16 protein-coding genes are annotated in these 25,831 nt (G+C 61.9%); 10 read left to right on the top strand and 6 right to left on the bottom strand.

Annotated elements, in window-relative coordinates:
• Positions 1-771: 771 nt before the first annotated feature.
• The gene (locus C2L80_RS03745; RefSeq protein WP_103262679.1) at positions 772-2,178 is read right to left on the bottom strand and encodes an aminopeptidase; all 1,407 of its coding nucleotides are present in this window, start codon (positions 2,176-2,178) and stop codon (positions 772-774) included.
• Positions 2,179-2,664: 486 nt separating this feature from the next.
• Here C2L80_RS03745 and C2L80_RS03740 point away from each other — a divergent pair, with 486 nt between their 5' ends.
• From C2L80_RS03740 to ngr, 4 genes are all read left to right on the top strand, one after another.
• A complete protein-coding gene (locus C2L80_RS03740; RefSeq protein WP_103262678.1) occupies positions 2,665-5,919 on the top strand; it encodes an ABC transporter ATP-binding protein/permease in 3,255 nt (1,084 codons plus the stop codon).
• A gap of 317 nt (positions 5,920-6,236) precedes the next feature.
• The gene (locus C2L80_RS03735) at positions 6,237-8,006 is read left to right on the top strand and encodes an FAD-dependent oxidoreductase (protein WP_087193810.1); all 1,770 of its coding nucleotides are present in this window, start codon (positions 6,237-6,239) and stop codon (positions 8,004-8,006) included.
• 209 nt (positions 8,007-8,215) lie between these two features.
• Positions 8,216-9,697, top strand: coding sequence for a helix-turn-helix transcriptional regulator (locus C2L80_RS03730; RefSeq protein ID WP_087193809.1), 1,482 nt, complete (start codon positions 8,216-8,218; stop codon positions 9,695-9,697).
• Positions 9,698-9,985: 288 nt separating this feature from the next.
• Positions 9,986-10,588 carry a nigerythrin gene (gene ngr, locus C2L80_RS03725; RefSeq protein ID WP_087193808.1) on the top strand — a complete coding sequence of 201 codons (603 nt, stop codon included), beginning with the start codon at positions 9,986-9,988 and terminating at the stop codon, positions 10,586-10,588.
• Positions 10,589-10,797: 209 nt separating this feature from the next.
• Here ngr and C2L80_RS03720 read toward each other — a convergent pair whose 3' ends face one another.
• Positions 10,798-12,612 carry an FAD-dependent oxidoreductase gene (locus tag C2L80_RS03720; RefSeq protein WP_162610933.1) on the bottom strand — a complete coding sequence of 605 codons (1,815 nt, stop codon included), beginning with the start codon at positions 12,610-12,612 and terminating at the stop codon, positions 10,798-10,800.
• 262 nt (positions 12,613-12,874) lie between these two features.
• On the opposite strand from C2L80_RS03720, the gene C2L80_RS03715 reads away from it, so the two are divergent.
• Both C2L80_RS03715 and C2L80_RS03710 read left to right on the top strand, forming a co-directional pair.
• On the top strand, positions 12,875-13,444 hold the full coding sequence (locus C2L80_RS03715) for a TetR/AcrR family transcriptional regulator (RefSeq protein WP_129589884.1): 570 nt from the start codon (positions 12,875-12,877) through the stop codon (positions 13,442-13,444).
• A gap of 147 nt (positions 13,445-13,591) precedes the next feature.
• The gene (locus tag C2L80_RS03710) at positions 13,592-14,185 is read left to right on the top strand and encodes a beta-class carbonic anhydrase (RefSeq protein ID WP_087193805.1); all 594 of its coding nucleotides are present in this window, start codon (positions 13,592-13,594) and stop codon (positions 14,183-14,185) included.
• Here the strand turns inward: C2L80_RS03710 and C2L80_RS03705 are convergent.
• Positions 14,140-15,621, bottom strand: coding sequence for a response regulator transcription factor (locus C2L80_RS03705; RefSeq protein ID WP_103262677.1), 1,482 nt, complete (start codon positions 15,619-15,621; stop codon positions 14,140-14,142). The genes C2L80_RS03710 and C2L80_RS03705 overlap by 46 nt on opposite strands.
• 190 nt (positions 15,622-15,811) lie before the next feature.
• Positions 15,812-17,740, bottom strand: a complete 1,929-nt coding sequence (locus C2L80_RS03700; protein ID WP_087193803.1) for an FAD-dependent oxidoreductase — start codon at positions 17,738-17,740, stop codon at positions 15,812-15,814.
• A gap of 745 nt (positions 17,741-18,485) precedes the next feature.
• On the opposite strand from C2L80_RS03700, the gene C2L80_RS03695 reads away from it, so the two are divergent.
• Positions 18,486-19,937 (top strand): ATP-binding protein, encoded by a 1,452-nt coding sequence (locus C2L80_RS03695; RefSeq protein ID WP_162610926.1) that lies wholly within the window; start codon positions 18,486-18,488, stop codon positions 19,935-19,937.
• A gap of 261 nt (positions 19,938-20,198) precedes the next feature.
• On the opposite strand, the gene C2L80_RS03690 is transcribed toward C2L80_RS03695, so the two are convergent.
• Positions 20,199-20,747 carry a metallophosphoesterase family protein gene (locus C2L80_RS03690; protein ID WP_087193857.1) on the bottom strand — a complete coding sequence of 183 codons (549 nt, stop codon included), beginning with the start codon at positions 20,745-20,747 and terminating at the stop codon, positions 20,199-20,201.
• A 780-nt stretch (positions 20,748-21,527) separates the two neighbouring features.
• On the opposite strand from C2L80_RS03690, the gene C2L80_RS03680 reads away from it, so the two are divergent.
• The 3 genes from C2L80_RS03680 (at position 21,528) to C2L80_RS03670 (ending at position 24,124) form a co-directional block, all read left to right on the top strand.
• Positions 21,528-21,992, top strand: coding sequence for an Hsp20/alpha crystallin family protein (locus C2L80_RS03680; protein ID WP_087193800.1), 465 nt, complete (start codon positions 21,528-21,530; stop codon positions 21,990-21,992).
• Between the two features lie 670 nt (positions 21,993-22,662).
• Entirely contained in the window at positions 22,663-23,415 is a 753-nt protein-coding gene (locus C2L80_RS03675) for an NAD-dependent protein deacylase (RefSeq protein ID WP_087193799.1), read from the top strand.
• A gap of 64 nt (positions 23,416-23,479) precedes the next feature.
• Complete coding sequence (locus C2L80_RS03670) at positions 23,480-24,124, top strand: NUDIX hydrolase (protein ID WP_087193798.1); 645 nt, start codon at positions 23,480-23,482, stop codon at positions 24,122-24,124.
• 60 nt (positions 24,125-24,184) lie between these two features.
• On the opposite strand, the gene C2L80_RS03665 is transcribed toward C2L80_RS03670, so the two are convergent.
• Entirely contained in the window at positions 24,185-25,648 is a 1,464-nt protein-coding gene (locus C2L80_RS03665) for a LuxR C-terminal-related transcriptional regulator (protein WP_103262675.1), read from the bottom strand.
• Positions 25,649-25,831: the final 183 nt, after the last annotated feature.

Genomic DNA, 25,831 nt, shown 5'->3' with positions numbered 1-25,831 from the left:
AACCTCGCTCACAACCAAGGCGTCCAACCGACAAAACCAAACGCGGATAAACCGCGCAAGCAGTGTAGCGAAGGATTGCCCACAGCGGATCGAAACCCTTCTCCATCCATGCGCTTTCTATCTCCGCGGCCATGCGTGGGCGCGCGCCCGCATGTCCGCGCGCCCGATAAAGCGCTCGTGCAGCGAAACGGCCCGAAAATGGCCACGAAACCGCGTTCTGGCACGAAATACGCGCCATTGCGCGCCTTTTGCCCGCCCGCCTCCGATATCTGCCAACATAATGCCTGGTCACGACAAACGGAGCCGCCCTTTTCGGAACGGCCCCGTGCCAGAACTCGGTTTCGTGGCCAAAATCGGCCGCCAAACGAACATGCGAGGCAATGCGAAGAAGACGCGAAGCCTTTTCCGGGACGCAAGAGGGAGGTTCGGGGGCCTCGGCGCGGACGCGAGCGCGGTTCAGGAGCAGGCTCGCGCCCAGACGCGAGCGCAAGTCCGGGCGCGAGCCCAAGCGCGAACGCAAACGCGCGTCCGAACGCGGATCCAAGCGCGCACCCAAGCGTGAACCCAAACTCCCGCGTACTTCAACGACGCACGGCGTCAGGCGATCCAAGCGCACACCCAGGCGTAGACCCAAACGCGAACCCGAGCGCGCATCCGGACTTGCGCCCAAACGCGAACCCGAGCGAGCCCAAGCGCGAACGCAAGCGCGCGTCCGGACGCAAACCCAAGCGTGCGCCCGGACGCAACAGAACGCAGCCCGGAAAAGCGCACCTACGCGTTCCTCAAAAACGCCTCGTAGCCCTTGCGCGCCTCGTAGATGTCGGCCTTGCTGGACACCTCCCACGGCGAGTGCATCGACAGCACGGCCACACCGGAGTCGATGACGTCCATGCCGTACTTCGCGGGGATATAGGCGATCGTCCCGCCACCGCCCGCATCGACCCGCCCCAGTTCGGCGGTCTGGAAGGCCACGCCCGCATCGTCCATGATGCGGCGTATGCGCGCCACGTACTCGGCACTCGCATCGTTGGAACCGCTTTTGCCGCGCGAGCCCGTGTACTTGTTGAACACGAGGCCGCGACCCAGATACGCGCTGTTCTTCGCCTCGAACACGCTCGCGTAGGCGGGATCGAACCCTGCGGACACGTCGGAGGACAGCATGCTCGACGCCGCAAGCGCACGACGCAGGGGCAACGGGCCGCCCTCGCCAGCCAGCTCCATGATCTCGGCCACGGCGTTCTCGAAGAACTGCGACGCCATGCCGGTGGCGCCCACGCTGCCGATCTCCTCCTTGTCAACGAGCACGCACACCGCCGTCTTGTCGGGCACCTCGTCGCCCAGCGCCAGCTGCGCTGCGAGCGACGTGTAGGCGCACACGCGGTCGTCCTGCCCGTAGCCGATCACCATGCTGCGGTCGAAGCCCAACTCGCGCGCGCGGCCCGCCGGCACCACCTCGATCTCGGCCGACAGGAAGTCCTCTTCGTCGATGCCGTACTTCTCGACCAGCAGCTTGAGGGCGAAGGCCTTCACCGGCTCCTTCTCGGCGTCCTTCGCATCGTCGCCCTCGACGACGAGGGGACGGTTGCCCATGAGGATGTCCAGATCCTCGCCCTCCACCACCTCGTTGGCCTTCTTCGCCATCTGCTTTCCGGCCAGGTGGATGAGCAAGTCGGTCACGCAGAACACGGGGTCGCCCGCGTCCTCGCCCACCCGCACGTCCACCACCGTGCCGTCTTTCTTCGCGATGACGCCGTGCAGCGCCAGCGGCAGCGTCACCCACTGGTAGCTTTTGATGCCGCCGTAATAGTGCGTGTCCAAAAACGCGAAGTCATTCGCCTCGTACAAGGGATTCTGCTTGAGATCAAGGCGCGGCGAGTCGATGTGCGCGCCGAGGATGTTCATGCCCTCGGCAAGCGGCCGCGCGCCGAGATGCGCCAAGACGAGCGCCTTGCCATGCGAGAGCGCCCACACCTTGTCGCCCGCTTTGAGCGCGCGCCCCTCGCGCACCGCCTCGGCGAGATTGCGGTAGCCGCACGCCTCGGCCTGTGCGACCGCCGCGGCGGCGCACTCGCGCTCGGTTTTGTTCTCGCTGATGAAATCGATGTAGTCGGCGGCAAGCCGCTCAAGCGCCTCGAGGTCAGACGTATCGTAGCGCTTCCATGCCACTTCGTGTTCCATGCGCGGTCCTTTCGCTCGCAAGCGGCGCCGCTTCGCGCATCGCATGTCCGCGCCGCGCGGCGCCCTTCGGTTCGTTCGCGCCTATTATGCCGCATTTTTCGCCCGACGGGGGCACCCGCCCGCCGAAAGGCAACGCGCCGGAAGTCAGCCGAAACCCCGGACGGCGCGCCTTGGCTTCGACGACAGCCCGACACTCCGACGCCCCGCCGCGCGCGATGCAAGGCAGACGCCCCTTTCGCGACACCCTATCGCAAGCGCCATCTTCAGCACCCCACCCCCTCCCCATCTTCGCAGCGCGCTCGAACCCGAAAGCGGAACTTCGTCCCCACCGCAGCGTGCGAAAGGTAACCGTTCGGTAAACTCGGTGGAGATTGAGCATTCCCACCGTTCGGAAGGCGGGAAAATCTACCATGTTCAACAAAACGGCAACCTTCGCATGACACGCGCGCGACGCCTGCCGGCAACGCGCGCCCTGAAAGGCTCACCATGCTCCAACTGCTCAACATCTGCAAGTCCTACACCACGGCCAGCTTCACGCAGACGGCCCTCGACAACGTGTCGGTGGCCTTCCGCGACAACGAGTTCGTGGCGGTGCTCGGTCCCTCGGGGTCGGGCAAGACCACCATGCTCAACATCATCGGCGGCCTCGACCACTACGACTCGGGCAACCTTGTCATCGACGGCATCTCCACCGAGCAGTACAAAGACAAGGACTGGGACGCCTACCGCAACAACCGCATCGGCTTCGTGTTCCAAAGCTACAACCTCATCCCCCACCAAACGGTGCTGGCCAACGTGGAGTTGGCGCTCACGCTATCCGGCGTGTCGCGCACCGAGCGGCGCGAGCGCGCCATGCGGGCGCTCGAGCGCGTGGGCCTCGGCGAGCACGTGAACAAAAAGCCCAGCCAGCTCTCCGGCGGCCAGATGCAGCGCGTGGCCATCGCCCGCGCCCTCATCAACGACCCGGAGATCCTTCTGGCCGACGAGCCCACCGGCGCCCTCGACTCAAAAACGAGCGTCCAAATCATAGATCTGCTCACCGAGATCGCCAACGACCGCCTCGTCATCATGGTCACGCACAACCCCGAGTTGGCCGAGCAGTACGCCACCCGCATCGTGAACCTGGCCGACGGTGTCATCAGAAGCGACACCGACCCCTTCCACCCCACCGCCGAGGACTTGCGCGAAAGCGACAAGCCCGCGCGCCGCACGAAGATGTCGTTTCCCACAGCGCTCGCGCTGTCGTTCAAGAACCTCATGACGAAGAAGGGCCGCACGCTCATGACGGCGTTCGCGGGTTCCATCGGCATCATCGGCATCGCGTCCATCCTGGCGCTCGCGAACGGCGTGAACAACTACATCAAGTCGGTGGAGGAGGAAACGCTGTCCGAGTACCCGCTGCAGATCCAAAGCAGCGGCGTCGATCTCACCTCGATGCTCGTGGGCACAAGCGCCGAAATGGGCGAGACGGCCGCGAGCGCCGAAGGGGGCGACGATTCGGTGCACGTCATCGAGATGGTCACCAACATGTTCTCGAGCATCGGCAGCAATGACTTGGCCTCGCTCAAGGAATACCTCGACAGCGGCGAGAGCGGCATCGAGGAGTACACGAGCGCCATCGAGTACTCCTACGACGTGACCCCGCAGATATTCAGCTCGGACGCGGAGGCGCTGCACCAGGTGAACCCGGACACGTCGTTCTCGATGCTGGGCCTGGGATCGTCCACCAGCTCGAACGGCATGATGTCCACCATGATGAGCACCGACATGTTCTACGAAATGCCGAACGACCCCGATCTGTACGAGGGTCAGTACGACGTGAAGGCCGGACGCTGGCCCGAGCGCTACGACGAATGCGTGCTCGTGCTCACCGGCAGCGGCGGCATGAGCGACCTCATGCTGTACACGCTGGGGCTGCGCGATTCGGCCGAACTTGACGAGATGGTCAGCCAATTCGCTGCCGAAGAGGACGTGACCACCCCCGACGACATCGAGGATCCCTCCTACGACGAGATTCTGAACACCACGTTCAAACTGGTGAACGCCGCCGACTACTACGTCTACGACGACGAGTACCACGTATGGAAAGACAAGACCGACGACGACGCCTACATGCGCGACCTCGTGGAGAACGGCGAGGAGATCAAGATCGTCGGCATCGTGCAGCCGCGCGACGACGCGAGCGCCACCATGCTGAGCCCCGGCCTCAACTACCCCGCCTCGCTTGCAAGCCACGTGATCGAGCAGGCCGAAAGCAGCGCGATCGTGCAGGATCAGCTGGCCGACCCCGCCGTGGACGTGTTCACCGGCAAAGAGTTTGGTGCCGAGAGCGAAGAGGGCGGCCTCAACATGGAGTCGATGTTCACCATCGACGGCAGCAAGCTGCAGGCGGCGTTCACCATCGACGAGAGCGCGCTGACCGCGGGCATGTCCGGCCTGTCGCTCGATCTGTCGGGCCTGTCGCTCGACGCGAACGCGCTGCCGGCGTTCGACGCGTCGGGCATCGCCGTCGACCCCGGCAGCATCGACCTCGGCAGCATGATCGACTTCAGCGACATCACGCTGGACATGGGAGAGGTGCAGCCCGACCTGGATTCGGAGAAGATCCAAGCCGCGATGGCCGAGGTCATGGGCGGGTTCGACGCGTGGTACGATGAATGGGTCGCCCAAGGCAACGAGCCCGACATGGAAGCGGCCCTCGAAGCGTACTTGTCCACGCCCGAGGTGCAGGAGAAGATGGCCGCCGCTATCGAGGGGTCCATCGACATGGATCAAGCCACCGCCGCCCTGCAATCCCAGCTGCAGCAGCAGCTTTCCGCGAAGATGCAGCAAGCTGTGCCCGCCATGGCCCAAGCGCTGCAAGGCCAGCTGCAGTCGTCCATCCAAACGGCCATGAGCACCTACCTGAAAACCGTCATGACCGCGTACATGCAGCAGATGTCCGCGGCGCTCCAGACACAGGTGTCGGCCGCCATGCAGCAATCTATGAGCCAGCTGTCCACCAACATGGCCAACGCCATGAGCATCGACGAGGCCGCGTTCGCGGACGCGTTCCAGATGAACATGACCGAAGAGGATCTTGGCGAGCTCATCATGTCGCTCATGAGCACCGAGGATGCCTCGTACGACGGCAATCTCAAGAAACTCGGCTACGCCGACGTTGCCAAACCCTCCGGCATCGACATCTACCCCATCGACTTCGAGAGCAAAGAGCACGTCATCGACATCCTCGACGCGTACAACGACCGCATGGCCGACGAGGGCCAGGACGACAAGGTGATCACCTACACCGACTTCGTGGGCGCGCTCATGTCCTCGGTCACCGATATCGTGAACATGATCAGCTACGTGCTGGTGGCGTTCGTAGCCATCTCGCTTGTGGTGTCGTCCATCATGATCGGCGTCATCACCTACATCTCGGTGCTCGAGCGTAAGAAGGAGATCGGCATCCTGCGCTCCATCGGCGCCAGCAAGGGCGACATCAGCCGCGTGTTCAACGCCGAGACGATCATCGTGGGCTTCACCGCCGGCGTCATCGGCATCGGCCTGACCGCGCTCGCCTGCATCCCTGCCAACGCCATCGTCTACGCGCTGTTCAACGTGGCGAACGTGGCGGCGCTGCCGTGGCAGGCGGCCCTCGTGCTCGTGGGCATCAGCGTATTCCTCACCTTCTTGGCCGGCCTCATCCCCTCGAGCGCCGCCAGCAGGAAGGACCCCGTGGAGGCACTGAGGAGCGAGTGACGCAGCGGGGCGGCGACGCGGCTTGGCGTGCGCCGGTCGCGTCGCGCCGCCTCGAAGAACCGAAAGGCCCGCACAAACTGCAAAAAGCGGCAGACTGCGGGCCTTTCTTGCAAAGAACGCCTTCGCCCTTCAAAAAGATTCGCTCGCTTGCATCGAAATCGCCGTCCCCCAAAGGAGCCATTTTCAACTTCACCCCTCTGGGTGATACCCCTTCACCGAGTTTGCGCGTATAGGGGAGCCATGTCGGGAAGCCTTCAGCATCGACAACGGAAGCGCATCCCGGCTTCAAGGCAGCGAAGAACAAGGAGGAGGATCGCATGCACGCAAACGCAACGCGGGGAAACGCCCATCGAAACGGCCTCACGCGCCGGAGTTTTCTCACAGGAGCAGCCCTTGCCGGAGCCGGAGTGGCTGCCGGAATGGCCGGCTGCTCGCCATCGAAGCCCCAGACAGACTCGGCCTCGAACGCAACCGCCCCGTCCTCGGCGCACGACGGCGCCATGACCGCCGACTCGTACTTTGGAACGTGGTCCTTTGAAACTCCTGACGAGCCCATCACCGATATCGCAGAAACCATCGAGGCGGAGGTCGTCGTGGTAGGAGCCGGCACGGGTGGCCTGACCGTGGCCAATTCGATCGCCGAAGAAGGAGCGAACGTGGTGCTCATCAGCGCCAGCAGCAAACCCATCAGCCGCGGCGGGTCGAATCACGCCACGTATAGCAAAACCATGGAGGCCCTTGGCATTCCGCGCAACAGCGCCGAATGGTATGAAAAGGAGCTGCAGGCAAACGGCGCCCGCGTGGACACCCGTAAATGGTACCAGTACTACAACCACTCCGAAGAGGTTATGAACTGGCTCATCGATATCATGGAGGAACGCGGCTACACAACCGGCATCGAGAACTTCGTTCCCACCATCAACAACGAGAGCGGCTCCATCTACTACGTCCCCGGCGCGCACGGTTGGTACAACGACGAAAACCCCGGCATGGGATTCAACCAACCTCTCGTCGTCAATGAGCTGGCGGCGCGTTTCGAAGAGTTGTCCGGCACCTCCATTCACTACCACACCAAAGCGTGCCAGCTCGTCCGCGGCGATACGCCGAACGGAACAAGCGGTCGTGTGAACGCCGTCATAGCCGAAAAGGAAGACGGCACCTATGTCCAGTATGTGGGAAGCAAGGCCGTGGTGCTGGCCACCGGCGATTTCTCCACGAATCGTGACATGATGGCAAAATACGCTCCTCAGGCAATGGAGTACATCACCGAAAGTTTCTTCGACGAGGAGCCCAATTACGACAAGGAACTCGTGTACGGAGGGTTGTTCCCCGGAGACGGACAAAAGATGGGGCTTTGGATCGGCGCGGCATGGCAGAAGGCATGGCCCGCTTGCCCGAACGGCGGCGGCGTGAAAGCCGGCCCTATGAACGGCGTCTTGCCCTTCACCGGGTTCACCGTCAACCGCGAAGGCAAACGCTTCTGTAATGAGTACGGGATGCTGGGCACGTTGCCCTTCACTATCCAAATGGGCTGCCCCGGTGGAGTGAGTTACGCCTTATGGGATGTCAACTACGCCGAACAGTACCCGCTCGAATGGATCGACGGCAGCAAACCCTACGGCATTGCCGAACCCTTGTCGGCAGACGACGTTATCGCATCGTGGGAGAAAAGCGTGGAGTCTGGCCTGTACTTCAAGGCCGACACGCTCGACGAGTTGGTAAGCCAAATGGGACTACCCGAAAGCACGCTCGACAACATCGAACGGTATAACGCCGACTGCGAATCAGGAGAAGACTCCCTGTTCCACAAGCATCCCGGCTTTATGATTCCGCTGTCCAAAGGACCTTTCTACGGAGAGGTGAGCGACACGAGCTTTTTCCTCACCATCCTTGGAGGCCTCCGCACCGATGAGAACATGCGGGTATGCGACAAAGACGATAATCCCATTGAAGGGTTGTATAACGTCGGGAGCATGATAGGCGATATGTTCTATGCGCAGTACACCTATATGGTGCCCGGATTCACCTACGGCAGCAACCTCACCCTCAGCTACCTAGCAGGCAAGTTCATCGTCGAGAACGAATAGGAGCGCAACAAGCGCGCCGCGCCGTCCTGACCGCCCAATGCCGAGAGCGTCACACCCCTCCAGATAATCGACGCTCTCGGCGCGCACGTGCGTCGAAAGAGCAAGCGGCGACAAGGGATCAATGGCTCGATGCCGCAACGACCAACCTCGCCGTCCAAGATGGAAAAAGCCCTCGACTTCACTATACTGGCTACAAACCAGGAGGGGATATGGGATATCAAAACACAAGCTCACCACCTGCAAAAACGGCTTTTACCCAATTCGTATCCATGCTGTCAAGCCATCGCTTCCTTGCAGCTTCGCTCTCCCTGTTCAACGGATGGGTATTCGCCATGAGCTGGAGCGGCGTGTTCAACGTTCCCTTCACGACGAGAAGCGCTGATTTCGCCGAGCACACGTTCTGGCTCGTCTCTCTTGCGGTATGCACGCTTGTGCTGAGCCTGTTTTTCCTGATCCCGGTCCTTCGTCGCAAGGCTTCCTTGGCAGGTTTGACGATAAGCGCGTGCTCGATGGCCGCAAGCGCAGCGTTTATTGGGCTCACCCATGCGCTGCCAACGTTCGAAGCGAGTTTCTTTTGGGCTGGAGGAGTCGCATCGGGCATTGGCAGCGGAATCATGACGGCATACTGGGGAACGCTCATTTCCCGCTACGACTCGGGCGTGGTTCTGCAATTCACCACGTTCTCCCTCGTCATGAGCGCCTTCATCACGCTCTTCATCTCCCTAGTCCCTCCGCAGATCGCGTTCGTCTGCATGATGGCCATCCCGTGCGCTGCGGCATATGCGTTTTGGCGAGCGATCGGACTCTCAAGCGGAGTTGACGAGAGAGGCGCACGCCCCTTTAATGCGGGAAAACCCTCCTCGAAATTCCGATCATCTCATTTGACGGTGTTCATGGGGTTGGTGGTCATCTTGGGTATGTCGGCCGGCCTTCTGCGCAATCTCACCGAAGTAGACGGCCAAGCAAGCCAGAGCGCTTGGGTGTTCGTAGCGGCCACGCTCTGCGCATCAGCCATGCTCGTCCTCTCGAAAATCCCCGATGACGGAGAGTCATTCGCTCTGTTCTATCGAGCTATCGCGTTCATCGCCGTGGCTTTCATCGTGCTGGCTCTCGCCGTTCCGCAAACGGGGGAGTTCGCCTCGCCGGCTCTTGCGCTTCATACTGTCGGGTTCATGTACTTCTATGGGCTGTTATGGGTGTTCTGCGTTGTCTACACCCACCACCATGCCGACTCCACACGCGTGTTCGTCGGCGGCTTTCTGGCGAACCAGATTGGACAAATCGTAGGAGTGCTTGCAGGGGGCTGGCTGCGTTTGACCCTCGGACAGGAATTCACCGTGTCGCCAGCGTCGAATGCGATGATCTACCTGCTTCTTTTTGCGACCATCGTCCTGCTAGCCCGCTTGAGCTCCATCCCCAAAGCGAGAGAGAGCATGGCGAACGAGGCCTCCATAACGCGAGCCTGCAAGCAAGCCGCTTCCCGTTTCGGCCTCACGCCCCGGGAATCGGAAATCTTGATCTACCTTGTGAAAGGATACAATCGCGCATTCATCGCGCACAGTCTATGCGTGTCAACCGAAACCGTGAAGACCCACACGCAGCATATCTACACGAAACTAGATGCCCACTCTCGCCTCGAGGTGTTCAACGCCGTCGCCCAATGTTTGGAAGACGATCGCAAAATGAACTGACGAACGTCTTTTCAAGATCATTTTGCCTCGTTCCGATGCGCATGCGCACACGCTATCGAGGAGAATGGACGAAAGGGACAGCTTTTATCCTCGCTCTTGCCCCCTTGCGCAATCTCGTGTAGGCACGCGATAGGCGAGCGGGGAGAAAGACGGAGTGTGGACATTGTGCGAATCGCGGGGAGGGGATCGGTTACCCCCTTGCATGGCGATGCGGAGACGCGTATCATACTTATTGAGATTCATTCTCAATAAGAGGAGATCGAATTCAGACGAGAAGGAGCAAGACCCATGAAGGTTCGCGACCAGATCCCCACCGCCGAGAACAGCACCAACATGAACGGCTTCGGCACCTGCGAAGTCGGCACGACGCTTGAGAACCTGAAGGCCGCCATCGCCGGCGAGACGGGCGCGTCCGCGAAGTACGCCGCGTTCGCCAAGGCCGCCAAGGAGCAGGGCTACGACCAGATCGCCCGCCTGTTCGAGGCCACCTCGGCCGCCGAGCAGATCCACATCGGCCTCGAGTACAAGCTCGTGTCCGAGATGGAGCCCGGTTACGAGAAGCCGGCCGCGCCGGAAGCCGAGGCCGTGCAGACCGACCTCAACCTCATCATGGGCGCCCAGGGCGAGATCTTCGAGACGTCCGACATGTACCCGGCGTTCATCAAGAAGGCTCAGGAGGAGGGCAACGTGAAGGCCGTGCAGGTGTTCACCCGCGCCAAGCTGGCCGAGTCCGTGCACGCCGAGCGCTACCTGGCCGCCTACAACGACATCGACGCCGCCGATGACGACGCGTTCTACCTGTGCCCCGTCTGCGGCTACATCCACAAGGGCGACGACTTCGAGAAGTGCCCCATCTGCTTCTGCCCGAAGGCTTCCTTCAAGCAGTTCTAAGCGTACACGTCGAAAAACGACCGACGAGGCCGCTCCCGCATGGGGGCGGCCTCGCTTTATTCGCGGACAATCAGGATGTGCGGAACGCAAGGCGTTAGGCGGCAACGCATCGCGCGATCGCGCCCGCGCCGACCGCACTGCCTGTCATGTCGGCGACCGCATCGGCCACGGCTTCGGCATTGCCCGAGGCCGGCGCCTTCTGCCAGTCGCTACGCTTTGTACGCGTTGGCGGCGCTCGTCACGGGCACCGGATATTCCTGCCCCATGATATCCATTGCCGCCAGCCACGACGACACCACGTTGTGGCTCATGTTCAAACCGCCATAGTACTGCGCATACATGCCATTGAAGAAACCGCCGTGGTCCAGCCCCACGCATTTCAAGCCCTCGATGCGATCGCCCTCGGAAGTCAACGGCGTGTAAGTGTAGTCGACGCGCACGCCGCTCATGGTGGACAGCAGCCAACCGGCCAGCTTGCAAGCGTAGAACGGTCCTTCGTCGATGGCGGTCAAACGGAATGACGCCTTGTGGAAGTCCTCGTCGACCCCTTTCGCCGCAAGCTCGTTGTAACGTTCGATGGTCGCCAGCGTCTGCTCTTTCGGAAGGCCCATCATATCCACAAGCTCCTCAATCGTGTCGGCTTTGAGCAGAATGCCGCTTTCGACGTTCGGATCGATGAACACGCTCTGCCACTCCTCGGCACTCGTGCACGGGTAGTACTGGCCGAGCAGAAGGCAGTTCTTCGCGCCCTCCTCCGCCACCACGCGAGAGCAGATGGTGGTGCCGAACGCCACGACGTCTTCCCAGCTGCTTGCGTCGAACACCTGCCACCAGTAGTGACCCGGCTGCATGCACGCCTGGTTGAACACGATATCGTAAGGCCCATCCTCGTTGCAGAAGCGCTTGCCGAACGCGTTCACACGCAAAAACGGCTGAGATCCCGGCCACCAAAGCCGAGCGTCAGCCCCGCCCTGCCCTTGGAGGCCGATGTCCCCGTTCTCGTCGTTTCCCGTGATGCACCCTCTGTCGAAGATGTTGCACGTTCCCTCACATGCATAATCGAGGTCGGCGCCCGCCCATACCGCCATGCGGATCCCATCACCGTGGGCGTTCTCTGTGCCGATGTGGCACGAGCAGAATTTATGGGACATGACTCCCAGTTCGTCCATCATATCCTTGTTCCCGCCGAAACCTCCTGTTGCCAGCATGACAGCTTTCGCGGTGTTGAATTGCACGTATTCGCCATCGCGCTCCGCAATCACGCCCGTCACCTTGCCCGAATCATCTTGAACGAGCTCGACCGCGGTCGTCTCGTACATCACTTCGCCGCCCGCCTCCTCGAACAGTTCGAGCATGGCGGGAATCGCGATCTCCGACCCCATGGAGTTCGCCGTCTCCTTGAGCGGAGGTTGGTAGGCCGTGTGAACCGACGCGGGCGAATACCAGATGCCTTCGGGCTCGAACTTCTTGCACACGGTGTCCACCATGACGTCGAGGCCCTTCTTCTGCATGTTCGCCTGATACCAATCGATGAAGGCACCGGCGTTGTACGCCCACTGGCGAATGAGGTTCTCGTCAACTTTGCCCTGGCCGTACCGCACGAGATCCTTGATGACCCACTCTTTGTCGATCTCGATACCCAAATCTTTCTGGATCTGGCTGTCGAGCGCGTCAATGTCGCCCGCGTATTTCGTACATGCCGTGGACTGCTCGATCAGCAGAACCTTGGCACCAAGCTGCGCCAACTCCAACGCGCCTACCACGCCTGAGTTGCCGCCGCCCACCACCACGACATCGTAGTCCTTCGTCTCCTTCACCTGATCCGCTACCGACTCTGGCTTATCGAATACCGACGGGGTTTTCGTCCCCTCGCTTGACGATGTCGATTCCGCACCGCCCTCTTGCGCCATCTCGTCTGCCGCTTTCGGGCTGCATCCTGCAAGCGCACCCATAGCCGCAAGCGCGCCAGTGGCCGCCGCACCCGTTAAAAAGCCGCGCCTCGAAATCCGATCCGTTCCCTTCATCTCAAACCTCCTCGATCGAAACTGCGGGACCGATGTTGCCCCATCCGCGAGTCTACGATCGGCGCACATCGCTGCGCAATCGACACTCGATCCGCTCTGTCGAGAAAGCAAGGATGTCAATTGACACTCTCCGCATTTTGTCAAACCTGCTCGTCCGAGTTCGACCAGGCTCGACACGATCGACACGGATGAGAGCCGAGCGCATCCCCCTCCCCACGATGCGCTCAATGCCCTACAATGTGGCCAGAGGGAAGGGGCTCTCATGCACAAGCAGATCGAAACGCGCTTGCGGTTTGTCGGCGCACTATCCGAAGTCATGCACGAATGCCCGCTCGAGAAGGTGAAGGTGTCGCATCTTTGCGAGCGGTTGGGTGTTTCACGTGCTACGTTCTACCTGTATTTCCAAGACATCTTCGACGTTCCCACCTGGTATTGGGATCACCTCATGAACAAGTCGCTCTACCGGATGGGCATCGATCAGGGGCTGTTCGAAGCGCACCTCAAAAAGTTCAATCTGCTGGTGGAGAACAAGGATTTCTTCGTGCACGCTTTCAGGTGCGTCGGATACAACTCCGTATGCGAGCATGGCGGCCGCGCAGTGAAGGAGCACATTCTTGAGAACGCAACAGCGAATGCCGGTCGATCTTTCACCGAGCAAGAGCTTTTGGAAATCGACTTCTTCGTAGCCGGCGCGCAGTACATGACGCGCACATGGGTGCAAGGAGGCATGGTGGAGCCTCCGCAGCAAATGGCGAGCCTGTTCCGATCATTCGCCCCGGAATTCCTCGTCTCTCTCTTGGAGCCCCCGACCTCTCATGCATCCCAACCTTGATCAACTGCGCGCAAAGCATACTCCCGCCTCGCAGAAGAGCTCTCGCCCCTCTCCGATCATCGCGCAAACGCAAGTACCCCGCGCACCATATGAACGGGCGCGAACAAAGTGCGCTATCATGATGCCTCACGCGAAAGAAGGTACCCCATGGATCAGAATCCGAACAGCGGCGCCATCGACGAAGCAAGCGCCTCGCCCACCATCGACGGCATCCTCGCGCACAACCGCGCGTTCGTGGAGCGCCGTGCCTACGAGCGCTATGCAACCGACAAGTATCCCGACAAGAAACTGGCCATCGTGTCGTGCATGGACACCCGGCTCACCGAACTCCTCTCCGCGGCGCTCGGGCTGAAGAACGGCGATGCGAAGATCATCAAAGTGGCCGGTGCCGAAGTGGCACACCCGTTCGGCAGCGTGATGCGCTCGCTTTTGATCGCCATATGCGAGCTGGGCGTGGAGGACATCATGATCGTTGCCCACACGAACTGCGGCGCACAGCACATGAGCGGAGCGGCGATGGTGACCGACATGGAGCGTCTTGGCGTGTCGCAGGAGCGCATCGAGTTCGCGCGCCACTGCGGCATCGACTTCGACCGCTGGCTCGCCGGGTTCGGCGACACCGAAGAGGCCGTGCGCAGAAGCGTCGACATGGTGCGCAACCATCCCGTCATGCCCCCGCACGTGCGCGTCGGCGGCTACGTGATGGATTCCGACACCGGAGAGTTGACCGCCGTGCGCTGATCGGGGCGCGGCATCCCCTCTTCGACCAAATCCATGAGCTCCTCACGGGAATGGACGGCGAGCTTTTGATAAATATGACGGATATGGGCGCGCGCCGTCTCTTTGCTCACCACGAACGTGTCGGCTATGTACTGGGCTGATCGACCGCGCGCCAAAGCCACAAGAACATCCTGCTCGCGCGGCGTAAGCCTTCCATGATCGACGAGCGCCGCAATACGCGCAGCGAACGCGTCTTTCGGCTCGGCGGCCGCACCCGGACTCTCCGCGCCATCCTCATTGGCGTAACGGCTAGTGAGCAACGGCGTGAACTCAAACACGAACAACAGCAGCAACGCCACCGCAAGCGCCAGCTCGAAAGCCGCCGAAGAGCCTTGTCCACCGGATACGACAAGCCCCAAGCGCGTGATGAGCATATTAGGCACCAAAAACAGCAGCCAGCCGACCGAGAACAGCCGCATCGGCGACATCGTTCGCGCCGGCGTCGAGAACAAAGCCCAGACGTAAGCGAAAATAAGCATGCGGGCAACGGTCATGATGACAAGGTTGACCACACCCCAATTCGCCGCAAGCGCCGCCGACAGATACAGCGCGACGGAGAGCAAGGCAAGGATGGTCAAGCGAAAGAAACTCATATTATTCCCGTGCAAGAACCGCGCGCCAAGCAGGATAGCGACCGCCGCTATCACGATACCCGCATCGATGGCGATGCCCGCAGACGCCAACAGCTCGGCGATGCCCTCGAACAGCGTGTTCTGCCCCGCGCCGCCCACTTGAACGCCGCCCATAGCCACGGCGTACAGCGCCACCGTCGCGAACGACAACCACACGGGCACGACGCCGCGATACTCCGCGATCGCGCGCGCCTCCTCCTCGCCGCGCCCCTCGCTCGCCGCCAGTGCCAGCAGCCAGGGAGAAAACGCGCACAGCACCACCACCGACACCGCGAACGCGATGTCAACAAGCGCCTTTGCCAGCACGTCGTACGCCACCACCATGAGCATGGCGCATGCCAAGCACAAAGAGGACTCCCGTGCGCCTCGCGGCACGAGCACATCGGCCCAACGCACGAGCAAAAGCGTCGAGCTGAACCCGATTGCCAGACCGCCCGCAGGAGCAAGCACCTCCGAACCGGGAATCCCGATCGCCCCCGAAAGCACCAGAACCGCCCCCGCTGCATTCGCAACACCGTCCCCTACGAGGAACGACTTCGTGGCCAGCAGCCTCCCCGCCGCTTGGGAGAACACAGCCACCGCAAAGAAAGCCGCCATGATGGTGATGCCGCCGGAAAGCGGATTCGTTCCGGTCATCACTGCGAATGTCTCAATGCCCGCCCGACTGCTGATGCTTGACCCCTCGCCGAACAACACAAGGCACGCAGCCAACCCCGCCGCCGCACGCAGAAACCGCTGATCCCCTATCATCTTCACCGCGTCCATCAAGCCCCTCCGCATAAAGCCCGATCGGGCGTAAACCCGCCCGAACCTCTTTCGGCCTTCTTGGCCGAGAGTATAGCAGAAGAGCATCATGCGCGTGACAACCCACATGCCCATCCCTCCCCCATCGCAGCGCAGGGCCCAGCCATGCGGCCAGGCCCTGCGTCCCATCAGGCAAATAACGCCGAAGTTTCTATTCCGTCGAGCCGCCCGCAACGGGAGCCTCACCATCTGCCGGGGTGCCACCTGCAGCTTCCCCTCCTGCAGGAGCGCCGCCACCCGCCGGCGCTCCACCTGCACCCGCCGCACCACCAGCGGCGTCGGCATCCGGGTTCGCTTCCTTCCACTCCCGGTACACCGATTCGTGCTCCGTAACGTCCGGATCGGCCGCAACCGCTTGCTCGGCCGCCACGCGTCCAAACGTCAGGCACAGCGAATGCGAAAGGCCGCACACGATGGTGGGGTAGTCGATGGCGAAACGCATGCCCTGCACGTTGCCCGCCATCCACAAACCGGGAATGGGGTTTCCCCATTGGTCGATGGCCTCGGCCTTCTCGGTGCCCTTGAGGCCGCCCATCGTGAGCATGAACGCCCATTGACCGCTCGTGCTGTAGAAGTACGGCGGGTTCTCCACCGGCCACAGACGTTTGGCCTGCTTGCCGAAATCGGCATCGTAGCCGTCGTGGCAGAATCCGTTGTAGCGGTCAAGCGTCTCCTGCAGCGTGGCCGCGTCCACGTGGATGCCCTCGGCCAACTCCTCGACCGTCCAAGCGTGCTGGAGGTTCACCCCTTGCTCGGTCAGCATGGATTCGATAGCGTCCTTATCGCCCGTCTCCATAGCGGCATTCCAAGCATCGATGTCGCCGGTGAAGCTCATTTGCGCGCCATGCGTCGGCGAGGACCATTTCATCTGCTCAGGGTACTTCGCATCGGCTATCTGCCAAAACACAACGCCAGGCTGCTCCTCGGCCAAATCGGAAAACGACTGGCCGGGAATGTCCTCGTTCGTGAAGCGCCGACCGTTCATGTCGACGATGAGGAACGGATCGGAGCCAAGCATGCCAGGAGTGCCGTGCGCCATGTAGGCGTGCGGAATGGCCTGCATCATACCGCCCACCCACAAGCCCATGAGATGGCCATCGCCCACGTTGCCCGTGCTCGGATAGACGTTGTTCTCTTGCGACAGCTCCAACTGCGACGGGCACCATGCCTGCATCATATCAACGTTGTGGCCGTAATCGCCCGTGGCCAAAATCACGCCCTTCGTCGCGTTGAATTGGATATGCGACCCATCCGACGTCTCTGCGATCACGCCCGTCACGCGCCCTTCGGTTCCGTTCGGTTGCCCACCGCGCACAAGCTGCCGACCGCGATGCTCGTAGAAGAACTCCGCTCCATGATCTTTCGCATACGCTTCAAGCTCGCCGATAGCGCCGGGGAAGCCGCCGTTCATCCCCGCCTCTTCGCCTTCGGGCGCGGTGAACTCCTGTTGGTTGCAGAACTGCGGGAACCACTCGCCGTCCACCGGATCGTACTCCACTTCCATCGGCCAGCGCGGGATTTCGATGCCGTAGCCCTTCGGCTCGAGCATGGTGTTGTACCACCAGTCGAAATCGGCACCGGAGCGCTGACCCCACACGCGGTAGATTCGCTGATCGGTGCGGTTGCCTGCGTAGCGCTGCAATGCAAGGCACATCTGGTTGATATCCTCTTCGCTGGCCTCCAAGCCGTTCGCTTTCTGGAACGACGAGTTGACCGTGCCGATATCCTGGCCGCGCGTCTGGTACGTGCTGAGCGTTTCGATCACGGCCACCGATGCGCCCAGCTCAGCAGCCGTCGCCGCAGCGGACAAACCCGCGATGCCGGCACCGACCACCACCACATCGAACGACTTCTCCTCGGAGATATCGGCTATGGCTTCAGGCACAGCGCACCAGGCGGCTGTTGTAGGCGTCCCCTTCGGCGCGCCCACGGGAAGCTCGACCGCTTCGACCGCAGCGCCCGACGCCGCCTCTTCGCTCGCGGCTCTGGGCGAGCAGCCTGCCAGCCCCATGCCCGCGGCCACCGCCGCCGTGGCCCCAAGCCCAAGAAACGCGCGTCGATTCATCTCAAAGGATCCCATATTCGTCCCCTTCCTTTCGAGGCCTCACGGCCAGCCGTCTTCCCATTGCCGCCCCTGCCGAAGCGAACTCCTGGAGAGGAAAAGCCTTCAAGGAGGGAGGGAGCAGAAGACGACGCTCGCTCCGGCAAGGGCGGCAACGCCCCCGATGCTAAGCCCCGCAGGCTTTTCATCCATCCCCCAATAGTGCGGAAACCCCCGTTTTCGGCAGGAAAACCGTCACCCATCTTGGAGTATGTTGCGCATCACCCCAGATAAAACCCTCCTGGACCCCCCTTTGGCGACAAGAATGGAAATGCGGCAGGAACCACGGCGAGCGCCTCAACAAGCACGGTGTTCGCCCTGGCAAAAACAAGGCGCGCCGCGATATCGACGCTATGCCCGCAGCACAACCGACGATTCGAACGGCGCGAATGCAGTAGCGACCGCAGCCCACATTGAGCGCTCCGATCACGTCGCCGATGCGCCATCCGCCAATCAAGCCCTCGCCGCCATCCCATTGTCAACGCAGCGGGATGGCAGAGGGCTCGCGCGTTTCATTTGACCGCTATTTGCTTTTCGGGGCCTCTGCGGGCGCCTTTTCGGGGGCTCCTTGGGAAGGCTGCGCATCCGACACCCAGATGAACTGGGAAAACAACGGCAACCGCCCACGCCCTTTCACTTGATTTTCATTTGACTGTTATTTGCTTTTCACTTGCTTTTTCGCTACAATGCCGCTCTGATGCAGGACAAAGCGAAGGAGAAGGTCGTGCAAAACCTCGATCTGCTGATAGACAACCTTGTTTCCCTTCCCGCCGAAACCGAATACGTCGAATTCAAGCACAACTTCTCCCAAGCAGAAGAAGAGGCGAAGGACATCTGCGCACTCGCCAACTCCGCAGCGTTTCACGATGCGCCTGCCGCTTACAAGATATGGGGAATCGAAGACTCCTCTCACAAGATAGTCGGCACGAACTTCAATCCCAAAACGAAAAAGAAAGGCAATCAAGAACTCGAATTGTGGCTTCGACAGCATGTAAGCAGCAACTGCTATTTCGAATTTCACGAAATCGTTCGCAACGGCTTACCTCTTGTCGTCCTCAAGATATGGCCAGCTTTCAACCAGCCCGTCAAGTACGACAATATCGTTTACATCCGCACAGGAAGCAGCACCCAAAAACTCGAGACTGGCTCAAGCCGGGAAACGGAGCTCTGGAAGAAAATCCAAAAGGAAGTTTTCGAAGACCAAGTGGCCCTTGAAGATGTGGCGCCCACCGAGCTTGCAGACATCCTCGACTGCAATGCCTACTTCGACCTGCTCGACGCGCCCCGGCCCCAATCGCCTGAGACCGTAGCCCATTTCTTCCTTGAAGAGGGCATGGCCGCAGCCCAAGACAACGGGCTGATCTCCATCACGAACCTTGGAGCCCTCCTGTTCGCCCGCGACCTCTCGAAGATTCCCACCGTCCGTCGCAAGAAACTGCGCGTGCTCCAATACGATGGAAACGGACGCATCGGAGCCCTGCGCGAGCGAGAGTTCTCGCAAGGATACGCCCTCACCCTGGACTCGGCAATCGATTACATCGACGCGATCATCCCGTCGCGCGATGTGATCCAAGGCGCAACGAGGGTGACCAGAGGGGCGTATCCAAGCATCGCCATCCGCGAGCTCGTGGCAAACGCGCTCACGCACCAGGACTTCAACATGACCGGAACCGGGCCGATCGTCGAGCTGTTCGACAACCGCATCGAGATCACCAACCCCGGCAGCCCGCTTGTCGACGTGGACCGCATCGTCAACGATCCACCGCGCTCGCGAAACGAAAGGACGGCCTCCCTCCTTCGACGCCTTGGTTTTTGCGAAGAGGCCGGCAGCGGCTGGGACAAGATCATAGCCGCATGCGAGCATTTTCACATGCCCGCGCCCGCCATAGAGATCCAGCAGGAGCGAAGCATGCGGGTGACACTGCGCCAGACCACGCCGTTCAAGCACCTCACCCCCCAAGAACGACTCGACGCATGCTATTGGCACGCTTGCATCTGCTATGCGCAAGGGTCGCACGTCACGAACCAAAGCCTTCGCGAGCGCTTCGATGTGAAAAGCTCCAACGCAGCCCAGATATCCCGCCTCATCAAAGAAGCAATCGAAGCGCACCTCATCAAACCGGTCAATCCCGACACCTCCCCCCGATACAGGGAGTACTTGCCCGATTGGGCTTAGCCGAAGGGAAAGCGAGCGCCCTCGTCGCCACCCCGTTGTCGACGCAGCGGGATGGCAGAGGGCTCGCGTGTTTCATTTGACCGCTATTTGCTTTTCGGGGCCTTTGCGGGCGCCTTTTCGGGGGCTCCTTGGGAAGGCTGCGCATCCGACACCCAGATGAACTGGGAAAACAATGGCAGTCGCCCACGCCGTCTCACTTGATTTTCATTTGACTGCTATTTGCTTTTGCGGCCTTCGCGAGCGCCCTCCCTCTCTCTGTGCCTAGCGTGCGGGCGCAGATTCGTCGAAGCAGCCCACCGCGAACACCGTTTGGCCGTCGAACGACGCGATGCGCACGCCCAGCACGCGCCCGCCCTCCACCTCCATGCGGCCCGTGCACTTCGGAAACCCACCGCGCGGGCGAAATGGCGCGCCGGGGCAGAGGAAGAACGATGCCGGACGCGCCTCCGCGCCGGTCAGCAACTCGGGAACGTGCGTGTGCCCGTGGACGCACACCTGCGGAATGGGATCGCCCGCCGCAAGCCCCGCGCAACCGTTGAAACCGATCCGCACGTCGCGCGGATAGTGCGCCACGAGGAAGCGCACGCCGTCGATGACGGGATGCGCGAACCGCCCCACCCGCGCGCCGTACTCGTCGAAGTCGTTGTTGCCCAGCACCGCCGTCGTCGGTGCCAACGCCTCAAGCTCGTGAAGGATCTCGGGGCCACCGATGTCGCCCGCGTGAATAATGTGATCGACGTCGGCCATAGCCGCAAGCGCCTCGTCCGGCAGCCGTCCATGCGTGTCCGAGATAAGGCCGATGGTGGTCATGGTGCGCCCTTTCGCCCGCGTTCGCTTTTCCTCGCGTTCAGTATAGGGCATCACGCAAGGAAAGAGGCCGCAGTTGAGACGCCCCACGATGCGAAGGGGCCGCGCAGAGCGCATGACGCGCCTGTCGCATCCTACCTGCCACGCCGTCGCAAGACGCAAAGCCGCGACCACCTTGCCGAATGCCGACTTCCGCAAGCCGCGCCACCATCCAGGCGCCCATCGCAAGCCGTCCCGCACCCTGAAAGCCCGTAGTTCGCCACCCGCTTCCGTGCCGCCTTGCCGTTCGCCGCGCTGCCGTCCTGCCTCTGGCGTCGGCACCGCCAAGCGTCGCTTGCCGCCCCCGTCTCTCCCGTGTTCCACCTGCGCAAAAGCCAGCCTTGCATCGAATACCCACGCCACGCACTGTGACACGCCTTGGGCAAAGACCGTCTTCGCAACATCGACGCTCGCGCGAAAACGAATGCGCGGCCCGTCGTGGAAATCGATTCCGAAACGCAACCCGACCCCTCCGAGCCCTCCTCGACGCGCGCAGCCCGCATGACGCGCGCGTGCCGGGAATGTTTCGCTTTCGCAGCCGACGACGAGCTGGAGGCGGATCGCCGCGTCGCCAGCGTATCATCGGCCGCACGCAAAACGTACGCCGAAGTTGACGAAACCGTAACGTTGGCACTCTCAGCTTGACAGTGCTAATCAAACGATTTATAATGAAAGCGTACAGAAAACCGCACAGATTGGGACTTAGATTTTATATGTCCCGCACACGTTGAGGAGATGATTGGTATGGCCATGTTGATGCCCATGCGGAGGAACCGCAACCTGCTGAGCGAGCTTATGTCCGACCCGTTCGACGCGTTCTTCGATGCCGCCACCGCGCCCGTGCAGGCGATGCAGAAGATGTCGCCCTCGCTCATGCGCACCGACATCAAGGAAACCGATGCCGGATTCGAGCTGACTATCGACCTGCCGGGCTTCAAGAAAGACGACGTCCAAGCCGAACTCAAGGACGGCTACCTCACCATCGCCGCGCAGACGCAAAGCGAAAGCGAGGACAAGGACGAGAAGGGCACGTACGTCCGCAAGGAGCGTTTCAGCGGCAAGTGCAGCCGCACGTTCTACGTGGGCGACGACATCGAAGAGGACGACATCCGCGCGAAGTTCGAGGACGGCGTGCTGAAGATCGCCGTTCCGAAGAAGCAGGAGCAGCCCAAGCTCGAAGAGAAGAAGACCATCGCCATCGAGGGCTAGCCCTCAGAGGCGCGATGCGCCTTCCCTGTTAACCACCCCTCCTCTGCACGCCGCAGCGCATCCCCTCCCCCGCGCTGCGGCGTGGCCTTTCGGGTCCTCCTCGCACCCGTGTCCATCCGCACGCCGCCGTCGCGCTGGCAACACGTCGTCGCACGCTGGTCGCACGTCGATCGCACGCCTATCGCGCACCGGCCGCGCTTCCGAAATGCGGCTGCCAAGCGCCGCGCAAGACGAACCGCGTGGCCGCCTGCCATCGCACACCTGCAAGGCTGCGCGCCGCATTCCTTTCCTCTTCGTCCGGTGCAAACATCCCGGTGCGCCATGGGGCCCCTTCCACTCTGCCGTCCAAGCACGTCACACCTCAAGCAGCCCACTCAAGAGGGTTCGCACGCCCGTCGCCCGTGCGGGCACGTCGCACCCGCGCCTTTCGTCACCCGCCCGCGCGCGGCGCGCCCAGCGTGCCGCTTGCCATCCCCGCCTGAGCGTGCCGCACTCACCGTCGTTGCCACGCCCACCGCCATCGCGCGCCTTCGCGCATGCGCCCTGCGGCGCGAATGCCCGTCCCACCAATCGCTCGCATGTGCGCGCACGCCCCTCGTCGGATGTTTCACGTGAAACATCTGTTCCTGCTGTATGATGGCGCAGACGAGCCGAACGCGAAAGGAGGAGCATGGACGATGCGACGAGACGCGCAGCGGAAACGCTTCGCGCATGGATAGCCGACACCCCTCCCGGCGGCATGGTGTTCTTCGGCGGCGCGGGCGTGTCCACCGAAAGCGGCATCCCCGACTTCCGCAGCCCGGACGGCCTCTACGCGCAAAAGCATCGGTACCCGCCCGAACAGATGGTCAGCCGCAGCTTCTTCGACGCGCACCCTAGCGAGTTCTTCGACTTCTACTGCGAACGCATGCTCGCGCTCGATGCCGAGCCGAACCGCGCGCACCGCGCACTCGCCGAACTCGAACACGACGGCACGCTGCGCGCCGTGATCACCCAGAACATCGACGGGCTCCACCAAAAAGCCGGCAGTCGAAACGTGCTTGAACTGCACGGCAGCGTGCTGCGCAACGCCTGCATGGGCTGCGGCGCTCCCTACTCGGTCGAACGGCTGCTCGACCTGCGCGCCGCGAACCCCGACGGCGTGCCGCGTTGCCCCGCATGCGGGCGCATCGTGAAGCCCGCAGTCGTGCTGTACGAAGAACCCCTCGACGAGCGCACGCTTCACGAGGCGATAACCGCAATCGCGCAGGCCGATCTGCTCGTGATCGCGGGGACGTCGCTTTCGGTCTACCCGGCCGCCGGGCTCATCGATGTCTTCCAAGGAAGCCGCCTCGTCATCGTCAACCGCACGCCCACGCCGCGCGACCGCCACGCCGATCTCTGCATCGCCGCGAACGTCGGCGACGTGCTCGATTTCCGATAGGACGGCATCCGTCCCCGCCCGCCCTCAACGCCGCACCGCCCCCCGCTTGAGAACAGGAGCCAACATGCCTCGCACATCCAACACGTCAGAAACCGCCATTCCCCGGCTCGTCGGCATTCGCCAGGTGTCCGACGGATGGATCAAGAAGTACGTCCTCGCCTACGCCATGCCCGACGGTTCGACATACGAGTACGAAAGCGCCTCGCGCAAGAGCATCGACGCCTACCGTGCCGAACTCGAAGGAAACGCGCGCGGAGAGCGGCCCATCGCGGACGCCGTCTGCATCGTGCCGCAGACGCCTGACGGAAACCTGCTGCTCATTCGCGAGTTTCGGTACCCTCTCAACAGCTGGTGCATCGCGTTTCCCGCCGGGCTCAAAGAACCGGGCGAAAGCTTGGCCGCTTGCGTCGATCGCGAGCTGCGCGAGGAGACGGGCTACGCCCTGCGCGCGGAAGCCGACTGCGCGAACGCACCAGCGCTTGAACCGCTGCCGCAGGCGGGCTACTCGTCCACCGGCCTCACCGACGAAACGGTGCATGTCGTATTCGCCCAGGTGGAACGGGTGTCCACCGCGCAGCCCGAACCCAACGAGTTCATCGAGCCGTTCCTTCTGGCCATCGAGGACGTCCCCCGCTTCCTCGCCGAGAACCGAACCCCCATCGGCACCCGCGCCCAGCTCGTGCTCGAAACCTTCGCCCGCCGCCGCTAGCCGCTCCGACGCACGACGCTCGCGCAGCGCAAGGAGGAGCCGTCAAGCGCATGTGAATCCTTAATCTGCCGTGATGTTCTCGGCCTCTTCTTCCAACCGCAAAAGCAGCTCGGCTTGCGAGTGCACGCCGAGCTTGCCGTAGAGGTTGCGCATGTGCGTCTTCACCGTCGATTGGCTCACGACCAGCTTTTCGGCTATGTAGGGCGCACGATAGTTTTGCGCGAGCAGAACGAGAATCTCCCGCTCGCGAGGCGTGCAGTCGAATCGGTCGGCCACTGTTTTGCAGCGCTTTTCGAGGCTGGCCCGCATCGCCTCGGCCGCCGCAGCGCGCACGGCCTCGCGTCGTCCCGACTGCCGCTGCAGAATCATGAAGGACAAAAGACCCCCGCCAACAAACGACGCAAGTACCACAACAGCAGTCAGGGCCGCATACGCAGATTTCTGAAGAGCCCCCTCAAGGCCAACGAACAAAGCCCGCATCGCAATCATGAACGCAAAGGAGGCGAGGAGATACACCGAGGCGCTGCTCCCGCGAGGCCTTTCGGGAAACAGAAACGGAGTCATCATGATGTAGAACAGGGTGACCTTGTACGTGGAATCCACGATGAGCATGTGCAGAAACCACAGGTCGTCCGAAGTTTGCGCTGTGTAGAACGACACGAACGTCACCGGAAGCACGAACAGCTCGTACACCAAAACAAAGCTCTGGCTCCACACGTGTCTGACCACCAACAACGCGATCAACCCCGCCAAAACGATCCCGCACCCTATGGAAGCCTGGATGAGAGAGGACATGGCGGCATCCCCTTGCAACCCCATCCACGACGACTGGGACATCACCATGGGCCCGCGGCACACCAAAGGCAGAGTCACCAGGCCGACAGCGACTGCGCGGTCTTTCGTTGACGAACATGCAAACCGCGGAAGCGATCGCCGCAACCCATCCGCGTCCGCACCGCTTTTCGCCCCCTCTTCGACAACCCGAGGCCGATACGCAACAAAAAGCCCTCCGGCAAGCAAGGGCAACATGCCCAGCAACGCACGAGCCACCCCACTTGAGAAAAACGCCAAACCCGAAGTCGCTGCGCCCGACAGCATGCAGGAAAGCGCGACCGCAAACCCAGCGCGACGGGCGCCCAGCGAAACGAGCCGTTCGCCCCAGAGCACCACGAGCATGCCGGTGCTCGCTCGATACGTCATGAGCACGCCGAGCGTCACGCCATCGTCCTCCAGCGGCGCATAAAGAAGCAATCCCGTGGAAGCCAGCACCAAAAGCGCCACGATCGTCCGCACCGCACGGCTGTCCCCCAGGCGCAACGCGGGCCGCGCCCATTGCCAAGCGACAATCGCCAGCATCACCGTCGCTTCCACGATGTACGGCAGCGGGGCGAACATGGAGAAGCTCACGTAACGCGCCACCGGCATGCGCTGGATCTCCAGCACCATGAACGCGCACGCAAGCCCCACGATGGCGAGAACGACACCGGGAGTTTCCCGAAAAAACCGATGAACAGAACGCAGCATCTCCGCTCCTTCCCCAAGACACGTTTATATCAGAAAACCGGGATGAATCGCACGTCCATCAGCAAGTTCATACCGTTTGTAGGAAGAGCGGACGAGCCGATCCTGATAGGTTTTCGAAGGGCGGGCAGGGCAGAACCGCGCAAAACGGATGCCCTTTGCTCAAGACGGCACACCGACAGAAAA

The organism is Rubneribacter badeniensis (genome assembly GCF_002899695.1).
Lineage (GTDB): Bacteria > Actinomycetota > Coriobacteriia > Coriobacteriales > Eggerthellaceae > Rubneribacter > Rubneribacter badeniensis.
Note: the sequence above shows the minus strand (reverse complement) of the source record. Positions and strands in the feature narration are given on the sequence as shown.